General features: G+C 63.7%; 9 protein-coding genes and 1 pseudogene. 6 read left to right on the top strand and 4 right to left on the bottom strand.

All coding sequences use genetic code 11. The annotated features are described in order from the left end of the window. The first annotated feature begins 115 nt into the window (after nucleotides 1-115). Genes EYW47_RS01170 through hpxZ form a run of 5 tightly spaced genes read left to right on the top strand, consistent with a single transcriptional unit; the run spans nucleotide 116 to nucleotide 4,071 of the window. Nucleotides 116-922, top strand: coding sequence for a cysteine hydrolase family protein (locus tag EYW47_RS01170; RefSeq protein WP_133193056.1), 807 nt, complete (start codon nucleotides 116-118; stop codon nucleotides 920-922). Beyond that, nucleotides 919-2,070 carry an amidase gene (locus tag EYW47_RS01175; RefSeq protein WP_133193057.1) on the top strand — a complete coding sequence of 384 codons (1,152 nt, stop codon included), beginning with the start codon at nucleotides 919-921 and terminating at the stop codon, nucleotides 2,068-2,070. Before EYW47_RS01170 ends, EYW47_RS01175 begins: the two co-directional genes overlap by 4 nt. An 11-nt stretch (nucleotides 2,071-2,081) precedes the next feature. Beyond that, entirely contained in the window at nucleotides 2,082-2,273 is a 192-nt protein-coding gene (locus EYW47_RS01180) for a DUF4089 domain-containing protein (RefSeq protein ID WP_133193058.1), read from the top strand. Further along, nucleotides 2,270-3,694 (top strand): AtzE family amidohydrolase, encoded by a 1,425-nt coding sequence (locus EYW47_RS01185; RefSeq protein WP_133193059.1) that lies wholly within the window; start codon nucleotides 2,270-2,272, stop codon nucleotides 3,692-3,694. The genes EYW47_RS01180 and EYW47_RS01185 overlap by 4 nt, the downstream gene beginning before the upstream one ends. Further along, nucleotides 3,691-4,071 (top strand): oxalurate catabolism protein HpxZ, encoded by a 381-nt coding sequence (gene hpxZ, locus EYW47_RS01190; protein ID WP_133193060.1) that lies wholly within the window; start codon nucleotides 3,691-3,693, stop codon nucleotides 4,069-4,071. The genes EYW47_RS01185 and hpxZ overlap by 4 nt, the downstream gene beginning before the upstream one ends. Before the next feature lie 74 nt (nucleotides 4,072-4,145). Here the strand turns inward: hpxZ and EYW47_RS01195 are convergent, their stop codons facing one another. Then, entirely contained in the window at nucleotides 4,146-5,306 is a 1,161-nt protein-coding gene (locus EYW47_RS01195) for a methyl-accepting chemotaxis protein (RefSeq protein ID WP_276322921.1), read from the bottom strand. An 864-nt stretch (nucleotides 5,307-6,170) separates the two neighbouring features. Between EYW47_RS01195 and EYW47_RS01200 the strand changes: the two genes are divergently transcribed. Further along, a complete protein-coding gene (locus EYW47_RS01200) occupies nucleotides 6,171-7,370 on the top strand; it encodes a DUF3443 family protein (protein ID WP_133193061.1) in 1,200 nt (399 codons plus the stop codon). 179 nt (nucleotides 7,371-7,549) lie between these two features. On the opposite strand, the gene EYW47_RS01205 is transcribed toward EYW47_RS01200, so the two are convergent. From EYW47_RS01205 to EYW47_RS41610, 3 genes and pseudogenes are all read right to left on the bottom strand, one after another. Continuing rightward, on the bottom strand, nucleotides 7,550-8,710 hold the full coding sequence (locus EYW47_RS01205; protein ID WP_133193062.1) for a porin: 1,161 nt from the start codon (nucleotides 8,708-8,710) through the stop codon (nucleotides 7,550-7,552). A gap of 809 nt (nucleotides 8,711-9,519) precedes the next feature. Next, nucleotides 9,520-11,790 (bottom strand): amylo-alpha-1,6-glucosidase, encoded by a 2,271-nt coding sequence (locus EYW47_RS01210; protein ID WP_133193063.1) that lies wholly within the window; start codon nucleotides 11,788-11,790, stop codon nucleotides 9,520-9,522. A gap of 244 nt (nucleotides 11,791-12,034) precedes the next feature. Beyond that, nucleotides 12,035-12,173: pseudogene (locus EYW47_RS41610) on the bottom strand (citrate/2-methylcitrate synthase); the annotation flags it as partial.

Consider the following 12,173-nt stretch of genomic DNA (forward strand, 5'->3'; position numbering starts at 1 on the left):
TTCGCTGCGCCGAAGAACCGCTTGCCGATGCCATGAACCAGGCCCGCGTTTCATGACGTCGCGACGCGCCTTCCACGCACTCGAGCGTCACCGATCCAACGCTGCGGAGAACCCGATGGACCACGCCTCAAACCCAAGCCAGACAATGCCCGCCGGTGCGCTCGGCGCATTCGCGCAGACCCGCTGGCACGCCACTGAATCGCTCGTCGACATGGCTGCTCCGGCGCCCGCGCCGCGCCTCGCAACGCTCGATTCGAAGCCGCAGAAAGTACGCTTCGACATGGGAAGATCGGCGCTCGTCATCATCGACATGCAGAACGACTTCTGCACCAAAGGCGGGTGGGTGGACCACATCGGGGGCGATTACGGTGCAGACCGCGCCCCGATTGCACCACTGCAGCACCTCCTCCCGATTGCGCGGCAAAGCGGCGTGCCGGTGATCTGGGTGAACTGGGGCAACCGGGCCGATCTCGCCAACATGCCGCCCAACCAGCTTCATCTGTACAAGCCCAAGGGGACGGGCATCGGTCTTGGCGAAGCGTTGCCGCAACATGGCGCGCGCGTGCTGCAGAAGGATTCATGGGCGGCAGCGGTCGTCGATGAACTGCAGATCGAGCCGCAGGACATTTGCGTGGACAAGTACCGCATCAGCGGCTTCTGGGATACGCCGCTCGACAGCATCCTGCGTAATCTCGGCACGCGCACGATCTTCTTCGCGGGCGTGAATACCGATCAATGTGTGATGCACACGCTCACCGACGCGAACTTTCTCGGCTATGGCTGCGTGATGCTCACCGATTGCTGCGCGACATCGTCGCCCGCGTTCTGCACGCAGGCGAGCATCTGGAACGTGAAGAAGTGCTATGGGTTCGTCGCGGATTCGCTTCAATTCGCCGACGCATTGACGGGAGCGGCCCAATGAGTGCCTTTGTCCCGGGTCCGCGTCTGCAAGCCGCTGCGACGGGCAGCGGGACGCTGGATGGCTTGCGCTTCGCCGTCAAGGATCTGATCGACGTGGCCGGCAGCACAACGGGCGGCGGCAATCCCGACTGGCTCGCGACCCACACGCCAGCCAGCCGTCATGCGCCCTGCGTCGCGAAGCTGCTCGCCGCGGGCGCACACCTCGACGGCAAGACCATCACCGATGAGCTCGCGTACAGCCTCGAAGGCGTGAACGCACATTACGGCACGCCGCTGAATCCGCGCTGGCCGCATGCGTTGCCGGGCGGATCGTCGAGCGGATCGGCCTCGGCGGTCGCGGCCCGTGAGGTGGATTTTGCACTCGGCACCGATACGGGCGGCTCCGTACGCGTGCCCGCCGCATTCTGCGGACTGTGGGGCATCCGCCCGACGCACGATGACGCCATGCTCGACGGCGTGCTGCGCTTCGCGCCCTGCTTCGACACGGTCGGCTGGTTCGCACGCTCGGGCGACATGCTCGCGTGCGTCGCGAATGTACTTCTCGACGATGTGCCCGCCGCCGGCGTGCCCGGGTCGCTCGTGCGCTTCAAGGAAGCGTTCGATGCGCGCGCCGCAATTGAACCGGACGACGCGCAGCGTCTTCGTGAACTTTCATCCACGCAGGAAGAGGTTGAAATCTTCGCAGGCGATCCAGCGCGCTGGCTTCATGTGTATCAGCAGTTACAGGACAACGATATCCGCGCATCGCTCGGCGCCTGGATCGAAGCGAGCGCGCCGCGCTTTGGCGTTGACATCGCGGCGCGGTTCGCGCGGTTGCGCTCGCTCGATGACGCGCAAGTCGAGCGATGCCGCGTCATGTGCGAGACGCTGGCCGAACAGGTGGAACGTATCGTGAGTGGCGCGCTCATCGTGCTGCCGACGACGCCGCGCGCCTTGCTTGCCAAAAACGAATCGCCAGAGGGCATCGACTCGTTCTATCGCGATGCGCTCACGATGAACTCCGTCGCCGCATTTGCCGGCTTGCCGCAAGTCACGGTGCCGGTCCTGAGCGAAGCATCGCGGCCACTCGCGCTTTCGTTCATCGGTCCGCGCAACAGCGATCGGGCATTGATCGCACGTGTACGTGAACTCTTTCCCAACCTCTCGTGAGCATGACCGTCATGTCTTCCATCTGCAACCCACCGCTCGACGCCTACGCGGACGCCGCGCTTGCACTGAATTTCCCCGCGCTTCCCGAAGAGGCCGCCACGCGTGTCAAGGCGCAATTCGCCCGCATCGCGCAGCTCGCAGCGCCCGTGCTCGCCTACCCCGTCGATACGGACGACGAACCTGCACCGGTGTACCGCCCATGACCACGCATCGGGCCTTCCCCTGTGGCGCGCTCGGCATCGCCCGCGCCTACGCCGATGGCGCGTTCAGCGCGCGCGAGCTGATCGAAGCGACACTCGCGCGCATCGATGCGTATGATGCGCAGATCAATGCTTTCACCGCGATCACACGCGAACGGGCGCTTGCCGAAGCGGCTGCGCTCGATGCACGCCGCGCGCGCGGCGACGCGTTGCCCGCACTGGCGGGCGTGCCATTCGCCGCCAAGAATCTCTTCGATATCGAAGGCATCGCGACACTCGCCGGTTCGCGCGTGCTCGCCGACGCACCGCCCGCCACGCGCGACGCGACACTCGTGAAGCGTCTCACCGCGCAGGGCGCGATTCTCACCGGCGCGCTCAACATGGATGAGTTCGCATACGGCTTCACGACCGATAACCATCATGCCGGGCCGTGCCGCAATCCGCACGATCTGACGCGCTCCGCCGGCGGATCGTCGGGCGGCAGCGCGGCAGCGGTCGCGGCGGGCTTCGTGCCGGTCACGCTCGGCACGGACACGAATGGCTCGGTGCGCGTGCCCGCGTCGCTGTGCGGCGTCTTTGGCGTGAAGCCGACGTTTGGACGCCTCTCGCGATACGGCACGTATCCGTTCGTCGCGAGTCTGGATCACATGGGCGCATTCGCGCGCAACGTCGAAGATCTCGCGGCAATCTACGATGCGTTGCAGTTTGCCGATCCGCGCGACCCCGCGTGTGCGCAACGCGCTTTCGAATCCGTGAATGCGACGCACGGCGCCTTGCGGGTTGCGCGCCTTGGCGGCTATTTCGACGAGCACGCGAACGATGACGCGCGTGATGCATCGCGTACCGCGGCCGCAGCGCTAGGTGCCTCAGACACGCTCGAGTATCCCGCTGCCGATGCCGCCCGCGGCGCGGCGTTTCTCATCACGGCGGCGGAAGCCGGCCAGTTGCACACGGAAAGCCTGCGCTCGCACTATGACGATCGCGAGCCTCTGTCGCGCGATCGCCTCATCGCCGGCGCACTCCTGCCCGCCTCATGGATCGTCCAGGCGCAGCGCGTACGTGGAGCATTGCGGCGGCGTGTACTCGAACTCTTCGAACACTATGACGTGCTGATCGCGCCCGCAACGCCGCTGGTTGCGCCGCATGTCGGCGACGCGTTCATGGAGATCAACGGCGAGCGGCTCGCGCTGCGGCCCAACCTCGGCTTGCTGACACAGCCCGTGTCGTGCCTCGGCCTGCCGGTCGTTGCGGCACCCATGCGCACGAAAAGCGGCTTGCCGATCGCCGTGCAACTGATCGCGCCACCCTGGCGCGAAGATCTCGCCTTCGAGGCGGCGCGCCGGCTCGAAGCGGAGCACGTCGCCTATTGCCCGCCTCCACCGTCGTTCGATGAGGCGCACCTGGCATCGAGGGAGGAAGCGTGAGCGTGATCAACCGTCCCGATGTGCTCGCCGAAGTCGACGCCGTCTTCGATGCGTACGAGCAGGCCCTCGTTACCAACGACGTTGCCGTGCTCGACAAGCTCTTCTTCGACTCGCCAAATACGCTGCGCTACGGCGCGACGGAAAACCTCTACGGCTACGAGGCGATCCGCGCGTTTCGCGCCGCGCGGCCCGGCAAGGGACTCGCACGCACGGTGACGGCGCGCGTCGTCACGGCCTATGGCGACTCGTTCGCCGTCACCCATATCGAGTTCCGGCGCGAAGGCGATCCGCGCATCGGCAGGCAGACTCAGACATGGGTGAAGATGCCTGAAGGATGGCGGGTGGTGAGCGCACATGTCAGCTGGATGGAGGGCTAACATCCGCCTTGTCGCGCCTTATCGCATGCGACGCCAGGGGCGTCCGGCGTGGCCGAAGCGCTCGCCTGCTCGCACTATGCATCGATCGAGATGGCCAATCGCGTCGTATCGGAAAGCTTGAATGACGACACCGTCGATTTCAGTCTGCCGGCCTGCTCCTCGAGCGAACGCGCTGCCGCTGCCGCCTGCTCGACGAGCGCCGCATTCTGCTGCGTCACCTGGTCCATCTGGATGACGGCCTGATTGACCTGCTCGATGCCGCGGCTTTGCTGCTCCGACGCGCCGGCGATCTCGCGGACGATTGCCGAAACGCGCTTGATGGCGCCCTTGATCTCGCTCATCGCGGTGCTGACTTCGCTCGCCTGCTGCGAGCCCGTCTCGATGGTCGCGACGGACGAGGCAATCAGGTCCTTGATCTCCTTGGCCGCAGTTGCCGATCGTTGCGCGAGGCTTCGAACTTCGCTCGCGACCACGGCGAAGCCTCGCCCTTGTTCACCGGCGCGAGCGGCTTCGACCGCGGCGTTGAGCGCGAGGATGTTCGTTTGAAACGCAATACTCTCGATCACGCCCGTGATCTCCGAAATCTTGTTCGAGCTGCCGGATATCTTGTCGATCGTGGCCACCATCGACTGCACGACGTCGCTGCCCGTATTGGCGATGTCCGTCGCGTCGGCGGCAAGGCCGCTCGCCTCACGTGCACTGTCGGCGTTCTGCTTCACGGTCCCGGTCAGCTCCGTCATGCTCGAGGCGGTCTCGGTCAGCGACGCGGCTTGCTCCTCGGTGCGGGCGGACAGATCGAGGTTGCCGGCCGCGATGTCGCGCGTTGCCGAGGTAACCAGATCGGTCGAGGAGCGGACCGACAACATCGTCTCTTCCATGCGTCTCATCCACTTGTCGAACGCCACGGCGGAGCGGCCAAACTCGTCCATGCGCGGCGGCGAAGACCGCGCCGACAGATCGAGCGTAACCGCGATGTCCTCGAATTTCCTGGCAATGCGATACAGGCCGCCGCATACGATGGCCTGCAGATGGAGGCCGGCGTAGAGCGCGACAGCAAAGCCCACTGCCCCGAGCGCAACCAGACTTGTCATCGCCCAGCGGTATAACGGAACGGCATTGGCGTCAAGGTGCAATAGACCGACTATTCCGATGAGTCCGACGGCCAGCATCAAGGCTGCAATGACGCCGAACGCGAACATGAACTTGAGTCTGATCGTGAGCGCAGATTTTGGCACTTCGTTTCCCTGGTGAATGAGCAAGACGCGGCTGCGTCATGAAGGCGAATGCGAGGCGAGACGTGTGGCGTTGACAGGCGCTTCTTGCGCGCACTGTCACCGTAGCCGCAGCTTTGCGACTACGCCCTGACCCCTCGTTTACGGCCCGCGATCGGGCGTCGACAGTGGTGTTTACCCCCAATCACGCTCGCGCAGTCCCACGACCGCTTGCAAAACGATCACGCTGCGCTTCGGCTCTGCTGGCCGGTGCCAACACGAGTCACGCTTCCATGACCTCCCCGTCCCGGAAAGTTGTGTAGCAGCCGTGATGGCACCGATCGGTGTCAATACCGGGATCGGGGAGGCCCTGACTCATTCATTGAGCCGCGATTGCGCACAGCTCAGGACCGAAGTGGATCGCTACTCCTTCATCGTCGTGGACTCGCACCATGCCGGTTTCCCGGCGTACTCAGAACAAGTGTCTGATGCCGGCCATGATGCCCACCTGGCCCTGACCCGGTCTTGGCCGCTGACAATCACGCGGTAAGCGCCGCCGTCTAGCGCAAACGTCGGCACAATCTGGTAGCTCGCGCTAACGTAGAAAAGATTGGAGTGAACATTTGGGCCAGCGTTCGTTTGCGAGCCACCACCGGGCGAGTGGCAATCGGCATCTGCACTGTGGCAAACACAGCTGTCCCAACGATTTTTCGCTCAATGACCATTGCCGTTTTTGTGAAAAGTTCGATGAGCCTTGATACCCAACAATCAGGATCGCGATTGGGGTTCCGCGCCGGCCGCGAGTGACGCAAAGTGCCTCGCTCAATCAGGCCACGCGCGTAATGCGCGCGCGCCGGCAAAACCCCGGTCTTTCAAAGAAGTCATCGAATGAAAATAAAGTATCACCTGGCATTGGCTGCCCTCTGCTCCCTCCTTGCCGCATGTGGCGGCGCAAGCAGCGACGACACGAGCAACGCGAATCTCAACGTCGTTCCGTTGACGGTCGATAAGGGGCCGCTGGGCACCTCAACGGACGTACCCTATGTCAGCGTCACGGTTTGCGCACCCGGAACGGACAACTGCCAGACCATCGATCATGTTCTGGTCGACACGGGCTCTTCGGGCCTGCGGTTGCTGGCTTCAGCGCTGACCAATCCGGCCGGCCTTCTGGGGCATACAGACACCACCAAACCGGTGTTGGCGCAGTGCATGACATTCGGATCGGGCTATACGTGGGGTACGTTGAAAAGCGCGGACATCCGTCTTGGCGGGGAAATCGCGCGCAGCACGCCGATCCAGTTGATCAACGACCCGGATCTGTCCACGGTACCGCCTGCCTGTCAGGAGCAAGGTGCGAATGCAGGCAATCTGAAGTCGATGAATGCGAATGGTATTTTGGGAATCAGCACCAGCGCTCACGACTGCGGCAGCGCATGTGCCGACGATCCGACCGTGGCCCAGTATTTTTCGTGCGTCGGCGCAAGCTGCACGCCGACGCTAGTCGCGCTCGAGAATCAGATTCCCAATCCGATCACGAAGTTCAGCCGCGACAACAACGGTTCGGTGATCGTATTTCCATCGGCGGTGGATGGGATGGCGAGCCTGACCGGCAAGCTGATTTTCGGCATCGATACCCGGGATAACAACAAGCTGGGCAACGCGAACATCTATCCCATGAACGAGAACATGATCGCGAATGTCGTCATCAACGGAGTGACCGGACAGGCAACGCTCGATACAGGCTCAACCGGCAGCTACTTCAACATGGCGGGCAGCCCCCCGGTATGCGCGTCCGTCCCTGGCCTGACCGATCAGTACTATTGTGCGTCGGGGTCGACCACGGTCCTGTTTCCGTCTCCGGCGGGTCCGGTCGCGGCTACCGTCAATGTCCGCGACCCACTGCAATACATGGCGACCTATCCGCACTCGGCAGTCAATCCGTCTCTTGCTGGCCCTGCTGGCATGCCGAATACGCCGGATGACGGTACGTGGATCATGGGATTGCCGTTCTATTTTGGCCGAACGGTATTCACAGCAATCGACGGGGCACAGACGTCAAAGGCAACGGGGCCGTTCGTCGCCTTCTGATTGCAACCCGTAGCGCCGATGTCCACGAGGATGCGGTTCGCGCCAGCGTCAGCGGCACTCAGCGTTACCGGGTTCGACTCGCCATCGGAGACGATGGCAGGCTCGCTTACGGCTGTAACTGTCCGGTAGGCGAGCCCGGAGTCTTTTGCAAGCACGCCGTTGCCGTGGCCCTCTCCTGATCAGAACGCGTGACGCATGCCCACGGTCACGGCCACCTGCGTGTCCGTCGAAGACGGCGAAAGCGTGTTGATCATCGCGTGCGAGAGCACCGAGCCTTGCGGCGCGCCATGCACGTTCTGATAAACGCCTTCGAGGTAGAAGTCGGTGCGCTTGCTGATGGCGTAGTCCGTCTGCAGCATCGCCGTGTTCCAACCCGGGTTCGAGCCGTTATACGCGCCATGCGTGTACGTATAGGCGCCCGAGACCGTCCACGCCGGCGTGAGCGCGTACTTCACGTTGGCTTCGTAGTTGTCCAGACGCAGCGAGCCCGAAAGCGATCCCGCCGAGGAATCGTTGGCGCCCAGATACGTGCCCGTGCCGAACGAGAACACACCCGCCGCGTTGTCGATCTGCGTGTGGCTCCACACGAGGCCCGCCGTGACCGGACCATAGGTGTAGTTGCCGCCCAGCGACCAGATGCGCTGGCGTTGCGCGATGAAGTTCGCGCTCGTGTCGCCCGTGGTGACCGCGCCGCTGCCGTTGCCGGCGCCGTTGAGCTGCAGGTAGCCGGCCGCGAGGTTGAGGGGGCCTTGCGCATACGAAAGCGCGAAGCCGTACGAGCGGTTGTTCGCGAAGTTACCTGCCTTGTTGCTGAACGAGTACATGGTCTCGGCCGTGAGTCCGTACCACGTCGGGCTCGCGTACTTGACCGAGTTATTGATGACGACCGAGTTCGCCGCGAGGTTGTCGTTCTCGAACGGATGCGCGGCAATATTGCCGCCCCACGTGTTGGATTCCGCCGTGAGCGGGCCAACGAGGTCGTTCATTACATCGAACTGGCGGCCAAACGTCAGCGTGCCGTATTTGTCGCTCTGCAGGCCTACCCACGCCTGCGAACCGAACATGTCGCCCGAGAACGCCTGTGCGCCGTTGTTGAGCAGGAAGCCCTGTTCGAGCTTGAAGACCGCATGGAGGCCGCCGCCGAGGTCTTCCGAGCCCTTGAGGCCGAACACCGTGTTCTGCGTAGAGCTGGTGTTGAGCTGCCAGTTGCTGTGGCCCAACTGGTTGTTGGTGTAGACGATGCCGGTATCGATCAGGCCGTAGAGCGTCACGCTGCTTTGCGCATGCGCCGAAACGGCAAACGCACCGGTGATTGCGAGGGCGATTAGCGATTTTTTCATGTTTTATGGCTCCGAGTGTGGGCGCTAGTGAATTGATTCAAATGCTCTATCGACGAATATCGTGCGTGGACAATTGATGCGCTTCAGCTACGCTTCAATTGCGATCTATTGCGCTATTGGCAATTGATTATTGCAAACGACACAATGCCTGCCGCTTGCTGCAGCAATCAGGCAGAATTGTCATGCTCCGTGGTGTGAAACAACGATCAAGCGCATCATAAGGCGTCGAAAATAAAAATTGCGTTGAAATTGAAGCCTGCGTTGCGCCGAAAGCACACCTGAAAAAAAGTGGTGCAATGCGCGCCCCAAAAGCGCGCATGCAAAGCGATTAATCGACGTTTTGGGGCAAATCGTAAAGAAAATGAAATCTATTCGATGTAGTGAATTGAATTGCTATTCAGATGAAGAATTAGCAAGTCGTGGCGGCAAGCCATCCGCGTGCGATGCACCTGCGGCATGCCCGGTTAGAATCCGGTCCACCGCGCCCTGCGCTGGCCTTCATGAATACCCGGCCTGCCGGCACCGGCCTTCCCGCTCGTGCGATTGTTCACGAAGCTCCGTAGTCACGCGGATGACATCGCGAACAATAGCGGCAACCGCAGGGACGACGGCTCGCGCACGCGTGCATTCGCTCGCATCTGTCGCGCAATGAACTTGCAGCGCGATTCTGATTCCTCGGTTTTGTTGTTTCTTTATGGCGGGTTGGCCTTTCACATGAAAACAAGGAAAGGCCAACACCCCCAGCACGGCGAATCAACCTCCCTACCGCTCCCAACAGACAACGCAACGCGCACAAATCACACGACACCTCACAGCACCGCGACCACCTTCACATCACTGCGATCCGCCGATGCAACGACCTTGCCATCCACACGCCGGAACGTGAGCGTCACCGCCGCGCTACCCACGCGCAGATCCCCCACTTCAAGCCAATCGATGCCCTCAGGCAGCATCGGCTGCTCGACGCGCACTTCGTGTCGCGCCGCATCGATGCTCACACCCAGACACGCTTCGAGCATCATGAACGGCGCCCCCGCGGCCCAGGCCTGCGGCAGGCAGGCCACCGGATACGCAGTGGGCGGCTCGCCGCGGCGGCGCGGGAAGCCGCAGAACAGCTCCGGCAATCGCATATCGAATGTAACGGCCGCTTCGAACAGCGCCTGCAACAGCCGCACGGCGGCCTCCTTGCGCCCATAACGCGCGAGCCCGCGCGCACACAGCGCGTTATCGTGCGGCCAAACCGAGCCGTTGTGATAGGCCATTGGATTGAAGCGCGCCTGACCGGCAGCCAGCGTGCGCACGCCCCAACCCGTATGAAACAGCGCCGATTCGAGGACGCCGGCCACCGCACGCCCCCGCTCGTACTCGGGCAGACCGAATGCAAGCAGATGCCCCGCGTTCGACGCGAGCACGCGGCACAGCTCGCCGTGGCCGTCGAGTGCGATGCCGTAGAACTCGGACTCCGACATCCAGTACTTCTCTTCCACGCAACGGCGAATCTTGTTGGCGCGACCCGCATAGCGCGCGGACTCTTCAACGAGGCCGCGATGCGCGGCGAATTTCGACATCGTGTCGAACGCGGCGCTCGCATAGGCCTGCACTTCGACGAGCGCAATGGGGCCGTCGGGGAAGTGCCCGTCCGCATGGAACACCGAGTCGTGGCTGTCCTTCCAGCCCTGGTTCGCGAGCCCGCCCTCCGACTCGCGCCGGTAGTCGAGCAGCCCGAGCGGGTTGCGGTCGCACACGCCCGCCACCCAGGCCGCGGCGCGCTCCAGCGCGGGCCAAAGCTCGTCGATCAATGCCATGTCGCCGGTGCGCTCCGCATAGGCGCCCGCCAGCACGACGAACAGCGGCGTGGAGTCCACGCCGCCGTAATAAAGCGCGAACGGCACTTCGCCGGTGGCGGCCATTTCGCTCTTGCGCATCTCGTGCATGATCTTGCCAACCGCCGCGTCGCGGAACGCCGAGTCCTCGTGCGCCTGGTGGGCCGCGAGAAAGCGCAGCACGCCGTTCGCGAGCGCGGGCGTGAGCCACAGCGTCTGCAGCGAGGTAATGATGGCGTCGCGGCCGAATGGCGTGGAGAACCACGGAATGCCCGCGTAGGGATACGGGCCCGTGGGCAGATCCGTGGTCAAGAGGCCGAGGTCGGCGATCGAGCGGTTGATCCACGCATTGAAGAGCGGATTGCTCGAGCGCAGTTGTGCCGCCGCGCGGCGGCGCTCGCGCATCACGATGTGCGCGTCCACCAGCGCGGCGCGCACGGCCGCGCGCCCCACGCGCTGCTCCTTCGTGGGCGCGAGGCAATGGTCGGGCTGGATGATGCTCGCGCTCGGCGCATCGGGCGCGGCGCCCGGCAGCGGCTCGACCTCGATGGCCACCGTGAGGTAGAGCGAGACGCAGGCCTGTGCGGGCAGTGCGACGGTAAAGTCGGCGCGGTCGGCAAAGAGCTTGTCCGGCGTGGGCGAGAACTCGATGCGCACGCGCCGCGCCACGTGATCGAGGCCAATGTACTCGAGCCGCACTTCCCCGTCTTCCACGCGCGGCGGTACGATCGTGCCCTGCCGCGCGCGCTTCAGGCCGCGCACTTCGAACATGTCGCGGAAGTCGCTCGCGAACGAGATCGAAAGCGGCACGACGGCTTCTTCAGTGCCGTAGTTCGTGAGTTCGATGGCCTCGGTCATCATGGTGCCCGAGAGCACGCGCTCGCGCTCCACGTGAATCACGCCCTCGGGCGTGGTCGTGCCGCCGAGCGGCGGCAGCGGGCGATTGGTCAGATGCGCGGTGAATGCGGTGTTGTCGCTGCTCACGCTGCCGGAGAGCAGCGATGGCACGCGGCCGCCGAAGGTGAGGCGCAGCGAGGAGAGCACGCGCGTGTCGTTGACGAAGAGGCCGTCGTCGACGCCGGTGATATCGCCGAGCGGGTCGTTGACGATAAAGGTGTCGCCCGACTTGAGCACGTGCTGGTCGGCGCTGGCGACCTCGGGCGTTTCGGGCGCGATAAATGCGCCATCGGTCTCGTGAGCGGGATGATCCACGCCGCCTGCGTGGGTGACGCCGCCGAGTGCTTCAGGATCCTGCATCGCGTGCCTCCTCTTCGGTTCGCTTTCGCTCGATTGTAGTGGCTCGAGCGCAAATCGTACGAGAGGTTTGTCCGCGTCAGGCGCAGCGGGTTCACGCCGGCACGGAACAAAAAACAGGAGGGTGCGCGTTTTGGCGCGCACCCTCCTGTCGAGCACCGCGTGACGGCGCGAACCGTCACGCAGGCATGTATCGCCGTTGCTGCGTTAAACAACGTCAACGCAACGCGAGCACCACGTCATTGCATCAGCGCGCCGAGACCGGCTTGGCCTCGCGCGCCGTCTCGCCGATGAAGAGCTGACGCGGACGGCCGATCTTCTGCTCCGGGTCGGCGATCATTTCGTTCCACTGCGCAATCCAGCCCACCGTGCGCGCCATCGCGAAG

The organism is Paraburkholderia silviterrae (assembly GCF_004353915.1).
Lineage (GTDB): Bacteria > Pseudomonadota > Gammaproteobacteria > Burkholderiales > Burkholderiaceae > Paraburkholderia > Paraburkholderia silviterrae.

Coding starts and splice junctions, on each gene's coding strand:
- EYW47_RS01210 (WP_133193063.1), bottom strand. CDS start 11,790: ATGCAGGATCCTGAAGCACTCGGCGGCGTCACCCACGCAGGCGGCGTG.
- EYW47_RS01180 (WP_133193058.1), top strand. CDS start 2,082: ATGTCTTCCATCTGCAACCCACCGCTCGACGCCTACGCGGACGCCGCG.
- EYW47_RS01175 (WP_133193057.1), top strand. CDS start 919: ATGAGTGCCTTTGTCCCGGGTCCGCGTCTGCAAGCCGCTGCGACGGGC.
- EYW47_RS01185 (WP_133193059.1), top strand. CDS start 2,270: ATGACCACGCATCGGGCCTTCCCCTGTGGCGCGCTCGGCATCGCCCGC.
- EYW47_RS01200 (WP_133193061.1), top strand. CDS start 6,171: ATGAAAATAAAGTATCACCTGGCATTGGCTGCCCTCTGCTCCCTCCTT.
- EYW47_RS01205 (WP_133193062.1), bottom strand. CDS start 8,710: ATGAAAAAATCGCTAATCGCCCTCGCAATCACCGGTGCGTTTGCCGTT.
- EYW47_RS01170 (WP_133193056.1), top strand. CDS start 116: ATGGACCACGCCTCAAACCCAAGCCAGACAATGCCCGCCGGTGCGCTC.